Annotated in this window: 11 protein-coding genes and 1 pseudogene; 1 reads left to right on the top strand and 11 read right to left on the bottom strand. The window is 55.1% G+C overall.

The features are described 5' to 3' along the window. Positions 1 to 43 precede the first annotated feature (43 nt). Positions 44 to 424 carry a DUF6124 family protein gene (locus AC07VO_RS25845; RefSeq protein ID WP_086945183.1) on the top strand — a complete coding sequence of 127 codons (381 nt, stop codon included), beginning with the start codon at positions 44 to 46 and terminating at the stop codon, positions 422 to 424. Between the two features lie 79 nt (positions 425 to 503). Here AC07VO_RS25845 and AC07VO_RS25850 read toward each other — a convergent pair. The 11 genes and pseudogenes from AC07VO_RS25850 to icmH all read right to left on the bottom strand — a co-directional run bounded on the left by AC07VO_RS25850 (position 504) and on the right by icmH (position 15,933). Continuing rightward, positions 504 to 1,866 (bottom strand): annotated as a pseudogene (locus AC07VO_RS25850) (lysozyme inhibitor LprI family protein). A 43-nt stretch (positions 1,867 to 1,909) separates the two neighbouring features. After that, positions 1,910 to 2,398 carry a hypothetical protein gene (locus AC07VO_RS25855; RefSeq protein ID WP_245852776.1) on the bottom strand — a complete coding sequence of 163 codons (489 nt, stop codon included), beginning with the start codon at positions 2,396 to 2,398 and terminating at the stop codon, positions 1,910 to 1,912. Between the two features lie 243 nt (positions 2,399 to 2,641). Then, positions 2,642 to 3,058 carry a lysozyme inhibitor LprI family protein gene (locus AC07VO_RS25860; protein WP_086945186.1) on the bottom strand — a complete coding sequence of 139 codons (417 nt, stop codon included), beginning with the start codon at positions 3,056 to 3,058 and terminating at the stop codon, positions 2,642 to 2,644. A gap of 257 nt (positions 3,059 to 3,315) precedes the next feature. After that, positions 3,316 to 3,729 carry a hypothetical protein gene (locus tag AC07VO_RS25865; protein WP_086945187.1) on the bottom strand — a complete coding sequence of 138 codons (414 nt, stop codon included), beginning with the start codon at positions 3,727 to 3,729 and terminating at the stop codon, positions 3,316 to 3,318. Further along, a complete protein-coding gene (locus AC07VO_RS25870; protein WP_086945188.1) occupies positions 3,730 to 6,654 on the bottom strand; it encodes a hypothetical protein in 2,925 nt (974 codons plus the stop codon). It abuts the gene before it with no gap. Between the two features lie 16 nt (positions 6,655 to 6,670). Further along, entirely contained in the window at positions 6,671 to 7,693 is a 1,023-nt protein-coding gene (locus AC07VO_RS25875) for a tetratricopeptide repeat protein (protein ID WP_086945189.1), read from the bottom strand. Positions 7,694 to 7,698: 5 nt separating this feature from the next. Next, positions 7,699 to 9,735, bottom strand: a complete 2,037-nt coding sequence (locus tag AC07VO_RS25880; RefSeq protein ID WP_086945190.1) for a type VI secretion system Vgr family protein — start codon at positions 9,733 to 9,735, stop codon at positions 7,699 to 7,701. 28 nt (positions 9,736 to 9,763) lie between these two features. Then, positions 9,764 to 10,780 carry a serine/threonine-protein kinase gene (locus AC07VO_RS25885; protein WP_173861178.1) on the bottom strand — a complete coding sequence of 339 codons (1,017 nt, stop codon included), beginning with the start codon at positions 10,778 to 10,780 and terminating at the stop codon, positions 9,764 to 9,766. Beyond that, positions 10,777 to 11,505 (bottom strand): PP2C family protein-serine/threonine phosphatase, encoded by a 729-nt coding sequence (locus AC07VO_RS25890; RefSeq protein WP_086945192.1) that lies wholly within the window; start codon positions 11,503 to 11,505, stop codon positions 10,777 to 10,779. The genes AC07VO_RS25885 and AC07VO_RS25890 overlap by 4 nt, the downstream gene beginning before the upstream one ends. Further along, positions 11,505 to 15,044: a type VI secretion system membrane subunit TssM gene (tssM, locus tag AC07VO_RS25895; RefSeq protein ID WP_173861177.1), complete on the bottom strand. Its 3,540-nt coding sequence runs from the start codon at positions 15,042 to 15,044 to the stop codon at positions 11,505 to 11,507. Before tssM ends, AC07VO_RS25890 begins: the two co-directional genes overlap by 1 nt. 13 nt (positions 15,045 to 15,057) lie before the next feature. Further along, the gene (icmH, locus tag AC07VO_RS25900) at positions 15,058 to 15,933 is read right to left on the bottom strand and encodes a type IVB secretion system protein IcmH/DotU (RefSeq protein ID WP_018927447.1); all 876 of its coding nucleotides are present in this window, start codon (positions 15,931 to 15,933) and stop codon (positions 15,058 to 15,060) included.

The raw sequence follows: 15,933 nt of genomic DNA on the forward strand, positions 1-15,933 counted from the left end.
GCACGCGAAACGGTGTCGGCTCCTTAATTACGGGATTACATCTATGTTCAAGCCAACACCAAATCCTCCTGAAAACGAAGCCACATCCCCCTACGAATCCTTAGATTCCAGAAAGCTCCACGAAGCCGCCGAACGCGCCCTCGACCACCATTTCGCCCCACCCCCCAAAGAAAAACCCAAGCGCAAAGGCAAACTCTTCACCGTCTCCCCCGACATCGACACCGAAGCCCTCCTGGCCAACGCCTCAGAAGACCTGAAGTCCATCAGCGCCATCGCCGCCGACCTGGCTGATGACATCGAAGGCACCCGCCGCTCAGTCGCCCTGGCACTCAGCAGAATGGCCGATGGGGTGCAGTTGTTGGTGGAGCGAGCGCTGGATCATATTGATTCGCCGAATCCGGCGGAGCATCGGGCGAAGGCGTAGTGAAACTCGGATAAAAAAGGGACGTTACGAAGGGGACTTAAAGTCCCCTTCTTCAGCGTTTATACCTGCACGGTGAAATTTACAGACAGTGACTGGCCTTTATGTCTGAGCCTTGCGAAACCAAACGCTTCACGCCGTCGCTCCCCCCCGGGCTACCTTTATCAGCTGACAACTGATAACAGGCCAACGCCCGGGACATATCCTTTGTTCCCAACTGGCCATTCTCAAAAGAAGACCCCAGGTAATTCATCGCATCTGTGGAGCCCATGGAAACTGCGCGAATAACCTCCCTTTCTGCCTGCTCGGGGTGCAGGCAAGGGCCGCTATAGTCGGTGGAATTACCGTTACAAAAATAAGTGGCATAACCCAGCGCGCCGTTCGGTGTCGTCGATGCCGCTTTGAACAATGCCTCAAGCTTGCTGGTTTCCAATTGAGGCGCCATCTGCGAAAGACTCAATCTTGCCGCCGACAGACTCGCCTGTGGATCGCCCGACTCCGCAGCACAGACATAGTTTTCCAGGGACGCTTCAATCAACTCCCCAGTCAGACTGGTATCGCTCAAGAAACCCTAACCCACCCAAGCCCTCAGCACGTTGATAACAAAGGTTCTCCGCGCGGCTCATTCCGGGTCTACCGGGTGCGACAAGCTCCTTCTCGCTGATCGACCAATCCTCAATCCCCACCAGCGACCAGCACGACTTTTTAGCAAAGTTAAAAATCTTGATGTTGCTGTTACCGGCCCGTTTATCCACAACGTTCATGTGAGTGTCATCGACTGTTTCGATCTCAACCCCTTCAGTTTTGCCTTCCATCGCGGCCATCAACGGAAACGCCAAACTGGAGCCAGTCTCCGCAGTAATTTGCGGTTCAAATTGACCAGGGTCCGAGGTGCGCTTCAATACCAATATTTTTACCGCCAGTGCGGTTAGGCGCTTCTGGGACTCGGCATTGGCAGAAAACGCCGGCAGAAACTGAGCAAAGTTCTGGGATGGACACGAGACGTCTGCCCCTCGCCCAACAGCTGAACCATTCACGATGTCGGGCGCAATATTGTCCAGAAAGGCTGTACGCTCGCGGCTCATTCTTGCGATGCAATTGTTCACCGTCGCTACATAGGCGGACGTGCCAGGCTTAATCTCAAACGCTTCGAGCGGACAATTCGCATCGCGCAATTTTATCCACACACGCTGTGCTTCTTTGACCTTCGCCGTATACGCCGCCCCAGTGTCGGGTTCGGCTCGATACTGCGCTTCGAGTCGAGCCATCAGTTGGTGGTAACTCGTATTCAACTGAGAATCGGCAGCGTTCTTCGCGACATCAGAACACCTGTCAATTTGCTCGCTTATGGTGCTCTCGCTGCAATCATCCTGCGCAAATGCAGTGGGCAAACCTAGCAGACCACTAAACGTTGCACCAATAAGGAGTCTTATAAACTGATTCATCCCAATCATCCTTGTATTTTTTAACAGATCCCTTCGTAAGGGGTTATGGCGTATTAAGGTGCTTCTTTACGTATGCCTTTATTGAGGCCGCATCTTTATAAGCAAACGTTTGTGGCACACCCTCACTAAAGCCATCGATCCCGCTCAAGTACCTATTAGCCTGAATCAATCGATTGGAGATCAACCTACCATTGCTACTTCGTGCATAAGCATAGACCTGATACAGAGTACCGTAGGTACCAATACCTCTACTGTTAATTTCCCAAGAAACCAAAACAAAGACATTCTTTACATCCTGGACCGGATAAAAAAATATCGATTCGACCTTAGGTGGCGAACCAGCAACATCATATTTATCAACTAACTGTCTAGCCGATACTCCATCGCTGTTTTTCACGTCGAGGACTAAAGACACGGGATACTCTGCATCTCCCGTTTCCAAAACCGATAATTCCGCATTTTCGACAGCAGTTGTTTTATAGGGTCCATCTACTACCACCCCCCGCAGATAGAGGCTATCGTCCTGAGCCACGGAGACCCTACAGAGCATAAATACCAATAATAAAAAACAAAATTTACGCATCGTAACAACCTATTTAAACAAACAATGGTAACCAAATACTCGGCCTTTAAGTGGACAGCAAAAAGGGGACCGATTTATTAATCGCCAACTAAACCTACCTCATAACTAAATCAGTCCTCTTTCGCTACCTTTCGCTACCTTTCGCTAAGCGCAGCATATAAACCAGCTGTAAAACACACCACGCTCACCTAATCATTTTTCCTTAGGGGCGTTATAGTTATCTGGAAAAGTATTATCTAAATACTCTGAACGCTCGAGACTCATTTTGGTGACGCAAACATTTACCGTCACCTCATAAGCCGGCATTTTCTCATCATACTCAAAAGCTTCTATAGCGCAATTAGTATCTCGCAACTTCAGCCAAGCCAATTGTGAAGCTTTTAACTTAACCAAAAATTTCGCTCCTTGGTCAGGAGCTATTTGATATTGAGACTTCACTCTCGCGATAAGTTGCTTGTAACTAACATTCAATCTAGAGTCAGCAGAATCATGTACCTGCTTAACACATAAATTAAACTCCAAAGTTGACGTAACTGCACCACAACTTTTTTCACCTGAAAAAGAAAAGATCGGAAAAACTAAGCAAACAAACAAGATAAACGATTTCATTGTCACTAAACCGATACTTTCAAATAAAAAAAGGGGTCGATTTATTTAACAACAACTAAACCTACCTCATAACTAAGTCAGTCCCCTTTTCGCTTTTGTTTTCACATCAAACATACGACTATATATCGGCGCCATCCGCCTGTTTTTTCACTACTCAATTCTCTAGTAAAAAAGGAGGACGAGTAAGAAACGAGCCGGCTCTATTTATTGGAGCCGGCATTTAACCTCACAGACAACCCCCATCCCCACAAACAAAATTACTTATTAAGCTTAGCAATACAACCCTTATACAACTCCGCGTATTTTTTATCATACTTCAACTCAACAGGCTCATCCAAATCTGCCGATGCATTAAATAGCGCCTCATCTTGAACATAATACTTAACCCACCCAACAATACCTTCACCAGAAGTTTTATAGAACAACTGAGCCAGTATGCGCTCACCATTATCATCATCAATCAACAGATTAATTTTTTCTTTCTTTGTATAACGAAATGGAAAGTCACTACTCCTAACCATCTCGGTCAGGTAGCCATAGCAGCCTTCACCCTCAGAACGAGCATCAACACCGTCTTGACCATCTGCGAAAGCCAATCCTGTAATTAAAAAAAGCGCTGCCCCAATGCATGCTTTGAAGGCAATACTAGGAACAAGATTTAAAATCTTCATTTACTCTCCTTTCTCCAGCGCCTCTACAAACCTAGCGCGAATTGCTTGAATATGAGTTTTATACGCATTTTGCGCACCTATTTCTTTAGAGTGCCAGCGTGCCCAGTTACCGTCATACTTGTTGATGTATGCAGCCTTATACTCCATGCCAGCCAACACCGAAGGCAATACTATGAAAACTTTTTTCTTATCTGTAACCTGTTGGTTGCCGCCTTGGCCGCTCATCCCCTTGTTCTCGAATGCCGACCAAGTACCAACCGGTGCATATTCTGGATTTGCTTCGAAGATTGCACCATCCCAACCATAGTAAGGAGGGCCGCCAAAAGCCTCCATCCCACCGGTTCCACAATTTGCATATTGACCCGACTCAAAATGGGCCGTCTCGTCGCGATACATCCGCTCGATAATGATCGCCATTTCTTTTCCATATTTTTCGTAAATCACTTTAATCGCTGCTTTACCGTCTGCCACAGTAAATAACCCGGTATGGGCTGCACCACCCTTCGGCTTAAGATTACTAATAAATTCTATAGGATGGAAATGATAAACTTTATTGGTGAATGCAACCTGCATCGAACCAGCCATTTCATCCCAGAATACAAGCTTATCTATTCGCTCCTGCTCATGTCTGAGTAGCTCCGGTGAGTCCTCCAGTAGAGTTTTTAACTTTTCCCACTTTGCCTCAGAAGACTTTGCCTGCCACTCGGTAGGATGATTAGCAATCAACTTTGACCAACTACTACGTATTTCCGGATCACGCAGAGCCGCTTGAAGCTCAGCCGGAGTTACGTCATTGTCTTTAGTACCCTTGGCATCGATTTCTGCATACAGCTCCTGAAAGAATACCGGCATATCCCCTGGATCCAAGAACCCATCGGCGTTAGGATTGGATTCTTTTACTACTCTGAAACCCAGCTTTTCCCAATCATGCTGACAAATCAGCTCTCCCTTTTCTTTATTAACAAACCCAGTTTGAGGTTTACCGTCATTTCGGACAGTAACTTTTACCCATTCCTTTCCTGCAGCATCCTTTACAATACTAACTCGATCCATCGAAGCATAAGTTTTTGCCTTCATAGCAGGCTCCTGCTCGGTGAATACAGGAGCTTCATCAGTCCCAGTTTTGGCGGCCAGCATCTGCCCTTCGTTCAAAACCAGGTATTTCTTCCCATCAACCAACGCCGCTGGATTTTTCAAGTAACTTTCTAGTTCTGTATCCGCACTAAAAACCTCGACATGAACCTGATATTTGCTGTGAACTCCACCTTTTGCATTAGCAGGCACCTCATAGAGTCCCATATATCCTACTGGCTCGCCTGCCTTGATTGCTGAATTAGTAATAACCACGCTATCAAAAACGGTCGGTGTGATTTTTTTCCTTGTTATTAGTCGTTTCGGACCGACGTCATCCACGCAGCACCAGAATTTTTCTGGCAATACACCGGCCCCTTTGAGGCCGGTTCCTTCTGAGGGAATAAATGAACACTCCGCCATTGGGTATTTTTTTCCATCTTCAAGGAACAACCACTGAACCTTCCCACTATCAAACCGTATCATACTCCCAGTACAAAGCACTTGCTCCGGTGCAACCTGCGCCCCGCCATTTTCACCGACCGGGGCACTTCTTACTTTGAGTCCTTGTAATGAACTGACACTTGCATCGACCATCCCTTTCCAATAGCCGGGCGTTAGTCGCTCAGGAGGAAGAACTGCTTTTAATCGCTCCTTGCCCTTGCTATTTCTTATTGGCTTGCCATCTTCTTGAGTAGCGAACCAAACAACATCCCCTTTTTTTAGCTCGGCAATTTTACCTTTAAGTATCCGTCCTTGGGCGAATGTATACTTACCATCAAGGGTAGGTTGCTCCTTCAGAATTTCGAACTCAACGCCATTATGTATATCACCTACAGTACTACTTTCAGCTTGATCTTTATGATGATTACGTGCAGGCCACCCACCATTTACGACTTTAACAATCCTACTAGTTTTTTCTTCTTCCGCACTATAAAGCTCATAGGGCAAAATATGCATATAAAGACTAAAAAAACTTAATTTATTGCTTTTTACTGCTTCCGACTTCTCATTGGCAGGAGACTCATACTCGTGGCGCACTAGGCAAAATGATGTCGAATACTTTAAATTCGCACAGCTTGTCGCCCCTGCGTACTCTGAAGACAGATAGTTTTTATTCAATCTATAAGCCACAACCACACCATCACCGATACAGCGTACAGGCTCATCACGAACGCACTGAGGTGCGCTGGCATTAGTGATATGAATCCCTCCGTGCCAGAACTGATTACTTCCAAGCAAGTAGTGCCCCGATGTTTCAGCTTCGAGAGCTTTGTATAGTTCATCAGCATCTTCAAACTGACTCCCGCCATGTTTTCTGATGGGATACTGAAAATTCATAATAGAAGCTTTGCTGGTCGACGGTTGGGCCGTCTTTTGAGCAGGTGCAGGCGCTGCTGCACCGGTCCTAAACTCTTCTTTAGCCCTTAGAAACTTTGTAACGACGGGCCAATAGTGGCTTGGAGGCTTAGGACCAAACAAAGCCTTTGCAGGACCAGTGCTTGTTTGCGCACCAAATATATGTCCGCTGTTAGTGCCAGGATTGAAATCTTCAACAATTCCTGTGTGAAATAGCGGGCTACCGCCTTTATGGGAAATCTCATTAATCCAAAGAGCAATATCTCCGCGTTTCACATCTTTCGGCAAAACAGTCGTGTAATAGTTGGAATTCTCCATCTCACGCGTCTCTTCATACGGAATGTTGTAGCCGGCACCTGTCAGCAACAAATTAACCATATGCGAACAATCAATCAGTTTTTTTCCGGTTACGTTCGTTTTGACGCCGTCCCCGCCCATCTTGTATACGTAGTCGCCGCCGGTGTACTTGTTCGTTAAATCAAGTGGCTCTGTCATTTCTGCATCCTGCAAATTAGTAGCAATGGCTGCTGGCTTGATTAGCTTCAGCCGCTTGCGTTTTCAATCGATTCAAATTGTTCAGGGCAGTGTCGTTACCCTTGTCGGCGGCCAGGCGATAGCACGCCAGTGCCTTGGATAAATCCTTGGTCACCAACTCCCCTGTTTCAAAGGAGTAACCCAAATAATTCATAGCGTCAGCCGAGCCCATCGATGCCGCGCGGATAAGCTCCTTTTCAGCTTGTTCGGGATGCTGGCAAGGGCCTTCAGCCGCGGTGTTATTCCCGTAGCAATAAAACGTGGATAGAGAGGCGGCACCATCGGCGAGAGTGGTCGCCGCCGCTTTAAAAAGCGCCTCAACCTTCTCCGTCTCCAACTGCGAAGCCATCCCCGAAAGACTCAAACTCGCAGCATTCAGACTGGCCTGAGGATCACCCGAGGCGGCCGCACATAGATAATTTTCCAGCGAAGCTTCGAATAACTCACCTGTCAGCCGGTATTGCTCTAGCCCCCCCAGCCCTCCGTAGGCTTCCGCACGCTGAAAACATAAATTCTCGGCGGTGCTCATGCTCGGCTTGCTCGCCACCACCAGATCTTTCTCACTGATCGACCAGTCTTCAACACCCTCAAGCACCCAGCACGCCTGGCGCGAAAAGTTGAAGATCTTGATGTTGCTGTTACCCGCCCGCTTATCCACAACATTGAAGTGACTGTCGTCGATCGCTTCGACTTCGACACCTTTTGTCTTGTCTGTGGCTACGGGCGCCATTAGCGGAAACGCCAAATTGGAACTGTTGACTCCCCTCGTTTGCGGCTCAAAAACTCCATGCTCTCCCACCGGTTTCAAAACCAGCGACTTCACCGTCATCGCAGTCAACCGCTGCTGAGTTTCAGCATTCGCAGAGAACGCCGGAAGGAACTGGGCAAAATCCTCAGACGGGCATTCATCCGCATAAGCACTGCCATGAAACAGGCTCAGCAGCGACGCGGTGAAAACCGCTACAGCGAGGCCACCACTCTTCTTCAAAACACCATTCATGTCGATCACTCAGAAAACACAAAAAAAGCCTTCGGTTTAACCTTCTCAGGCGAAGCATTCCCCAACGCCTGATCCATCAAACTCCCCGCCTTATCCTTATCCGCCGCCCCCGGCAGCACCGGTGGCTTAATCCCAATCCCGGTCCCCGAGCCTGCAGATCCACCGGCATTGATCTTCACCACCGGCCCAACCACGGTAACCCCACCGGCATCGAGCTTGATGAAGCTTCCGCCCGCTTTTACCGTCAGCTCCATCCCCGCTTCGATAACAATCTTGTCCCCAGCCTTGAGGTGTATTTCCTTCCCGGCACTGGTCAGCTGCGCAGTCCCAAGCTTGACGTGCTGGTTCTGCCCCACCGTCAGGTGATCATCCATCCGCGCTTCGGTCTTGCGATCAGCAATCGTGGTGCGGTGCTCTTCGGCCTTCAGCTCGGTGTAGGTGTTCTTCACCACGGTGTCGTGGCGTTCATTCCCCACCCGAATCTTCTGGTCGTGCTCGATGTTTTCATCCCAATCCCGTTGGGCATGAATAAAGATCTGCTCCGCCCCTTTCTTGTCTTCGATCCGCAGTTCGTTGTACCCACCACCCCCTGGTGAGCTGAGGGTTTTGAAGACGGTGCGGGTTTTGTTCGTCGGCAGGTCGTAGGGAACCTGGTTTTCCTTGTGGTACAGGCAACCGGTCACCAGCGGTTGGTCGGGGTCGCCTTCGAGGAAGGTGACGAGCACTTCCATGCCGATGCGCGGGATTGCGATGGCGCCGTAGCGGTCGCCGGCCCAGCTCGAAGAGACGCGCATCCAGCAGCTGGTTTTGTCGTCGGCCAGGCCTTCGCGGTCCCAGTGGAATTGCACTTTGATGCGGCCGTATTGGTCGCAGTGGATTTCTTCGCCTTTGGGGCCGGTGACCATGGCGGTCTGGCTGCCGAGGACGCGGGGTTTTGGGTGTTCCAGGGCCGGGCGGTAGAACACGTTCCACGGGGTGGCGAGGAAGCGGTTGCGGTAGCCCTGGTGGAAGTCGTCTTTGTTGTCGGTGGTGTCGCTGGTCACCGCCTCTTCGAGCACTTGTGGCTGTTTGCCTTCGTGGACGACTTCGGTGAGTAGCCAGAGGTCGTTCCACTCGGTGCGTGGGTGGTCGGAGATTTCGAGGAAGTGGCCGCTGACGAGGGTGGTCTGGTCGCCACGGCCTTCGGCTTGTTGATAGTCGGCGCGGTGGCGTTCAAGGGCACGTTGGCTGAGGAATTTGCCGCGGGCACGGTCGAGGAAGCGGCCGGGGTAGTCGTAGTCTTCGAGGTCCGGTTCGGTGCTTTCGCCGTCGGGTTTGTACGCCGCTTCAAGTCGCAGGTTGGGCTTTTCGAAGTCGTAGTCGCGGCGGGTGACGCGGCCGGTGCGGGTTTCCAGGCGCAGTTTGAAGCCTTTGATCACTGGCTCGTCGGCGACCATGCCGCTGCCCTGTACGTAGGCGGTGGGCTGGCCGAGTTTGGGGAACACGGTCTGGTCGTCGCCGAACACCAGCAGATGGGCTTTTTCGCTGTGCTGGAAGTGGTAGTGAATGCCTTCTTCTTCGCACAGGCGCTGGACGAAGTGCAGGTCGGTTTCGTCGTATTGCACGCAGTAGTCGCGGTCCGGGCACGGGGTGCTCAGCTGGAAGCGGTAGGCGTTGCCCTTGATGCCGTGTTCTTCGAGGATCAGGGCGATGATTTTCGGCGCCGACATCTGCTGGTAGATGCGCTGGTTGGTGCGGTGATGCAGGTATTGCAGGTGCGGCACCAGGGAGACTTTGTAGCGGGTCAGGCGCTTGCCGGCATCGCCTTGGGCGACGCGGTAGATCTGGCCGTGGATGCCGGAACCCTTTGGATCGAAGGCCAAAAAAGCTTGCTTGTGCAGGAGCTTTTCCAGGTCCAGGTCGGGGTTTTCGCTGACCAGTTCCAGGTCAAAGCGATACGGCTGGCTGATGCCTTCGGTGCCGGTGAACGACAACACTTGCAGGTCGCCCACATAGTCTTCGACGGTCAGGCTGAAGTGCGTTTCGTTAGCTGAGTTGAACATTGCTTGCTCCCTGTTCGGTAGTCATCCGTTACGCCCGCAGTCGCAGGCGTTGCAGCAAAGACGAAGTGGCGCCCAGGGCGTCACGCAATTGGGCGGCGGTGATGGTGCGCTTGGCCGCATCGAAAGCCAGCGCCGTTCGCAGGGCTGGCCAGCAGTGTTTGGGTAGATTTCGAGGTGCGTGCAGCTCACGGTCGAGGTGGCCGTCGCGGGCCTCGGTCGACGGCAAGCGGCGGAACGGGTGTTTGCCGCCCGCCAATTCATAGAGCACGCAGGCCACGCCGTACACGTCCGCGCTGGCCGAGAGTGGCTGGCCTTCAAGCAGTTCGGGGGCGGCGTAGCCGGGGGTCCAGGCGTTGAAGCGGTCGCGGCTCAGGTGCGGCAGGCCGGGCAAGATGCCCTCTTCGGCCTGGCCGAGGCCGTAGTCGAACAGACGCACGCCCTCTTCGCTGAGCATCACGTTGCTCGGCTTCAGGTCGCCGTGCAGCACGCCGCGAGCGTGGGTGTAGGCCAGCGCATCAAGCAGCGGCAGCGCGATGTCGCGCAGCTCGAACCACGGCAGGCCCAGGGGCCGCTCGCAGAGTAATTTGTCCAGGGTCAGCCCACGCATGAGTTCCATGGTGATGAAGGCCCGCTGGCAGTCGGTGTCCACTTCAAAGGTGTGCAAACGCAGCACGTTGTCGTGGCGCAATCGTCGGGTCAGGGTGAACTCGCTGTAGAGCAAGGCACTGGCGTCCGGCGATTCGGCAAATTCTTCGCTGAGGATTTTCAGCGCAATGTAAGGGTCGGGATCGCCGAACTGTTCGCGCAGCAGATCCCGTGCACGGTAAACCGCGCCCATGCCACCAGCCCCCAGCAGACGCTCAATGCGGTAACGTCCCGCCAGCACGTCGGGCAGTTCACTGATGCTGGCCCGGGTCGGCGCCAGCGCAGGTTTGGCCTGATGCGGCTTTCCGTTTAGCGACGTGGCGAAAGCGAAGTAAGTCAGGTTATTGGCTTCTTCCTCGGTCACCAGCAGGTCGTCGATCGGTGGCATGAGTTCAGTCATTGGCGGATCACCACGGCAGTCAGGTTATCCCGGGCCGAGCCACGCAGAGCGCCGTCGAACAGACGCTCCAGCGCAACGTGCGGCGCGGTCAGGCTCAGGGCGGTGCCCAGGGCATCGCTAGTCAGCCCTTGATACAAACCGTCGCTGCACAACAGAAACGCATCGCCGGGATAGACCTCGAGTTCCAACACATCCAGCGTCAGTTGCTCGGCAGCGCCGACCGCACGGGTCAGCGCATGAGCGGCAGGATGCGCGCGAGCGTCTTCGACGCTCATGTTCTGTTCGTCGATCAGTTGTTGTTGCAGCGAATGGTCCTTGGACAGCTGATACAAACGCTGGCCGCGCCACAGGTAGCAGCGGCTGTCGCCGGCCCAGATGCAGGCCGCGCGATTACCTTCCACCAGCAGCGCCACCACGGTGCTGCCCATGATGCTGTCGTGACGGCCGGCGGTGACGGTCAACTCCTGACCCAAGCGGCGGTTGAGCCAGTGCAGACACTGGCGAATACCTTTGAGTCGTTCGTCGAAGTCATCCTGCACCGGCAATTCCGCCAGGCTGGCGACGATCAACTGGCTGGCGATGTCGCCACCCTGATGACCGCCCATGCCGTCCGCGACCACCCACAGCCCCTGCTGTGGACAGTCGAGAAAGGCATCTTCGTTGCGCGCCCGAACCTTGCCCGGATCGGTACGCGCAGCGCTGCGCCAGGGGCTGGCAACCAGCATCAGAGCTGCACCGGCATACGGAAGGTACGCAGCACGCCCATGTCGAACGGGTTCGGCGTGCGCTGGCTCGACAGCAAGTAGTTGGCGCGCAGGCCACCCACGTCTGCCTTGAGCACCAGCACGTCGCGACCGGTCAGGTACTCGGTCTGCATCAGGTCGAACAGACGGAACAGCGACCATGGGCCGGTGTTCTTCTCGATACCGATCGGGCGGCCAGCCATTTTGTCGAGGACCAGGCTGGTGCGACCGTCTTCAGCGTCGGTCGGCCATTTGAACGACACCGGCACGATCGGGCCGTGGCGGTATTCGATGGTCTTGTCGCCAAACTTGAACTCGGAACGGCTGACCGCCGGGTCGAGGGTGTACGGCTCCAGTTTGAACTGCACTTGCGGCTCGGCCGGGTTGATGGCGAAGAAGCTCTGGCGGATCACTTGTGCCGCGGCCATCTGGTCGAGGTAGACCTTGGAGATCGGCATGCTGTGACCGTCAATGCTGCGCAGGCGGTAGTTGCCTGGATCGCCACTGACGAATGGACGCATGTAGGTATCAAAGAACCGATCGGCGATGCCTTGGGCCTTGAAGAACTCGCGGAAGTCGCTGATCGCGACGTCGCTGGTGCTGTGGGCACTGAACGGGTAACGCTTGTTGATCGCCTTGCCGTAGAAGCTGTACAGCTCGCTCTGATAACGCTGGTTCAGGTACTGGTAGGAATCGTTGAGCACCAGACGCCAGGTGTCTTCGGCCAGCACGTTGAACCACACGCTCACCGGACGCGGCAGACGGTTCGACGCATTGCGCAGGTTGCTCAGCGCATCACGCTGGCCGCTCATGCGGGTCTTGGCCATTTCGAACGCGGCCTGCTCCGGTGAACTGGCGCGGGCCAGGCTCGCCATTTGCATTTGCAGGTCGTTGAGGGCTTGCAGGGCCGGAGTCAAATCAGCGGCCGGGCCGTTGTTGTCATCCAGCAAGCGGTGCAGCGGTTCGAAGCGACGTTGCAGGGATTTCTTCGCGGTGTCCGGCAGGTTTTTGGTCGCGGCCATGTCAGACGCCGCGTCCGCTGCGGCCGACGCCAGTTTGCCCAGCTTGCCGAGCTTGCCCTTCTGCTCGCCCAGTTTCGCGGCGGCATCGGCGGCTTCATCAACCGGTTCGGCTTCCGCCGGGAAACGAGTGTTCTCGCGCACTTCCACCAGCAGTTGCAGCACCGGGGAATTGGCCGACGTCAGGCCCGCCAGTTGCTCGGCACCCTCACTGAAATCGCTGATCGCGGGCAGAGCCACCTGGCCGACCGCTTCGCTCCAGAAGTTGGCGTAGTCGCGGAAGTACAGCTGCTCCAGCTCGACCATCAGGCGACGCAAGTCCATGCCGCTGATGCCCGAGCCTTCGCCCAGCACCCAGTTATCACGCAGGATATCGGTGACCAGCGCAGCGCCCTGGACCGAGAAATACTGCTGATAGCCTTGCTGGGTGTAGAACCCCGGAATCACGTAATCGGTGCCGACAAACAACGAACCCTGCGGGCCGATGTGTTGGCTCAGGCGGTATTCCGGCAGGCTGCGAGCCTGCTCGCGCAGCATCCGGTAAACCACGTTGGCCAGCGACTCGCTGCGCAGCACCTGACGCGCCTGCGCCACCAGTTGTTCGTTGAGCGGGTAGATAAACGGCTGCTTGAGCAAACGCTCGAAGTGGGTGTTCAAACCGTTCTGCACCGCGGTGTTGCCGGCGTAACGCTGGGACCATTCGGTAGCGACCCAATCCTTGAGCCATGCCGCATCGCGGCGATCTTTCATGTTCAGCATCAGGTATGCGCGCAGGCTGTTGAGCAGGCGTTCGCGGTCCTTCATGTTGGCGCGGATCTGCCCTTCCAGCAGCGTCGCAACCCGTGGCAGCAGTTGCGCTTCGAGCTCACGCTCGTAGGCGCTCTTGACCACCGGATTGGCGTCTTCGCCCTGGTACAGGCCACCACGTTCGTGGTACGACACGTCACCTTTGTTCGGGAACACTTGTGTCGCCGCGTAGCTGGTGTCGAGGGTCTTGAGCACCGCCATGGAATCATCGCGCGCAGTCAGGGCCGAGCGTTGCTGGTTCCAGGTTTGTGCCAGGGAACGCAGGTTTTCCAGACGCTCATAGTTGGCCGAGAACCCACCGGCCCAGAGCATGCCGAACAGCGCCAGTGCCGCCAGTGCGCCCACGTACAGGGCACGTTGACCCCAATGGATGCGGCTGCGCTCGCGCTTGTCCAGACCGGCCAGGTCGGCCTCGGGGAAGATCACCCGGCTGAGCAAATGGTGAATGAACCGCGAACGGCCGCTGCGCAGGGTTGGCAGCATGCCGGCGCTCATGCCCAGGTTGGCGCCGATACTGGCGGTGGTCTGGTCCATCTGTTGAGTCAGGTGCGGTGCGCTGGTCAGGTAGAAACCGCGCAACTGGCTGACACGCTGGTAGCGGTTGCCGGTGAACGCCAGGTCGACGAACAGGCACAGGCGCTCGCCGATCTGCCCCAGTTGATGCGGGAAGTCGAGGATGCGGCCACGGCGCTGGGTGTCGCGCTCCTGGTGCATGCGCATGATCACCTGGCTGTTGAGGCGACGCAGCAGCTCTTCGAACTCGGCGCGCAGCACGGCCACATCGGTGCCGCTCTGCTCTTTGCGGAAGCTGGTGCCGAGGACCTGATCGCTTTCTTCGCGGGTCAGTTGATCGAAGAACTCGTCGAAACCGAGCAGGCGATCGGCCTTGCTCAACACCAGATAAATCGGCACATCGACGTGCAGTTTCTGATGCACGTCTTGCAGGCGCGCACGCACCTGGCGGGCCAGGGTTTCGAGGTCCTGCTCGCTGCCGCCCAGCAGGGTTTCCACCGGAATGGTCACCAGCACGCCGTTCAACGGGCGGTTGCGGCGACGCTTGCGCAGCAGGTCGAGCAAGGTGCTCCAGGCACTGCCATCGACTTCGGCATCCGGCTGGGTCAGGTAACGCCCGGCGGTGTCGATCAGCACGCCGTGGTCGGCGAAGTACCAGTCGCAATGCCGCGTGCCGAGGGTGTCGCGGGTGAGTTTGCGGTCGATCTTGTTGATCGGAAACTCAAGGCCCGAGAAGTCCAGCAGGCTGGTCTTGCCGCTGCCCTGCGGGCCGATCAGCAAGTACCACGGCAAATCACTGCGCCAGCGTTCACTGCGGCCGCGATACAGGCTCGACGTCTTCAGGGTTTTCAGGGCGTCCTTGAAACGCACCTTCAACTCTTTCTCTTCTTCGTCGATCAGCTCTTCACGGCGAATGCGGTCCTGGCCGTCTTCGGTGGCTTCCACAGCCTTTTTGCGCACACCGGCGCGCCAACTGACGAAGACCATGGTCAGGCCCCAGATCAGGAACAGCACACTGATGGTCAGCAAACGGGAGGTCGAACCTTCCCAGAACTTGTAGTCATTGACCGCCAGCAGCGGCCCGACGAACCACACCAGCAGCGCAACGAACAGCACCAGCAACAGGGTCCATACCCAGGTCTGGCGCAGGAATGCGCCGACTTTCTTGAAAAACTTTTTCATCACACGTCCCTGTTTACGGCTTCGACTGCGGCTGAGCCGTGGCCGGATCAAGCTGCTGATAAGGTTGCAGAACGGTTTCGCGTTGTTCGCCCAGCACCCAGGCAAAGCCCGAATACATCACCACCAGGCACACCACGGTGAACAGCACCACCATCCACGCCGGCACGATGCGCACCAGGCTGCGACGCTGATCGTTCAAGCCTTCCCAATGCGGCGACAATTCGCGAGGCACGTCGCCGCGCAGTTGGCGAATCTGCCGATACAGGGCGTCGCGGATGCCTTCGAGCTCGAGCATGCCGCGGGCCTGCACGCGGTACTTGCCTTCGAAGCCGAGGGACAGACACAGGTACATCAGCTCCAGCATCGGCAGGTGCTTGACCGGGTTTTTCGACAGGCGATCCAGCAGTTGGAAGAACTTCTCGCCACCGAAGGTTTCGTTGTGGAAGCTGCTGAGCAGGCTCATCTGCGACCACTCGCTTTCGTTGCCCCACGGCGTGGTGACGACGGCTTCATCGACCACGGTGCAGAGCACGTAACGGGCGGCCATCACCTGGCTGCTTTCGGCGCCATTGTGCAGCGCCCGCACTTCAAACAGTTTCAGCCCGGCGGTCAGCCGCTCGTTGAGCGCGTACAGGTCTTCGCGGGTGTCGCTGTGTTTGAGCCGCACCACTTCCGACAGCAGCTCGGACGCCGCCGCCACCAGCGAATTGAGGCTGATGTTGAACGCTTCGGCCGGGCGCAGGCGCGCGGCATAGATCATCCGTTCTTCCAACTGTTCAAAACGCGGCGGTGCCGCGAAGTCAGTCAGCGGACTCGAGGCCGGGCCGTGGCCCTGGCGGTCGAGCAGGACGGTTTTGTCGTCCTGGGTGTGTTCCATGTCCTTGATCAT

The sequence above is a fragment of the Pseudomonas sp. GW821-FHT03E01 genome (assembly GCF_059420765.1).

Coding starts and splice junctions, on each gene's coding strand:
- AC07VO_RS25875 (WP_086945189.1), bottom strand. CDS start 7,693: ATGAATGGTGTTTTGAAGAAGAGTGGTGGCCTCGCTGTAGCGGTTTTC.
- AC07VO_RS25860 (WP_086945186.1), bottom strand. CDS start 3,058: ATGAAATCGTTTATCTTGTTTGTTTGCTTAGTTTTTCCGATCTTTTCT.
- AC07VO_RS25865 (WP_086945187.1), bottom strand. CDS start 3,729: ATGAAGATTTTAAATCTTGTTCCTAGTATTGCCTTCAAAGCATGCATT.
- AC07VO_RS25845 (WP_086945183.1), top strand. CDS start 44: ATGTTCAAGCCAACACCAAATCCTCCTGAAAACGAAGCCACATCCCCC.
- AC07VO_RS25880 (WP_086945190.1), bottom strand. CDS start 9,735: ATGTTCAACTCAGCTAACGAAACGCACTTCAGCCTGACCGTCGAAGAC.
- AC07VO_RS25890 (WP_086945192.1), bottom strand. CDS start 11,505: ATGCTGGTTGCCAGCCCCTGGCGCAGCGCTGCGCGTACCGATCCGGGC.
- icmH (WP_018927447.1), bottom strand. CDS start 15,933: ATGATCAAGGACATGGAACACACCCAGGACGACAAAACCGTCCTGCTC.
- AC07VO_RS25885 (WP_173861178.1), bottom strand. CDS start 10,780: ATGACTGAACTCATGCCACCGATCGACGACCTGCTGGTGACCGAGGAA.
- tssM (WP_173861177.1), bottom strand. CDS start 15,044: ATGAAAAAGTTTTTCAAGAAAGTCGGCGCATTCCTGCGCCAGACCTGG.
- AC07VO_RS25870 (WP_086945188.1), bottom strand. CDS start 6,654: ATGACAGAGCCACTTGATTTAACGAACAAGTACACCGGCGGCGACTAC.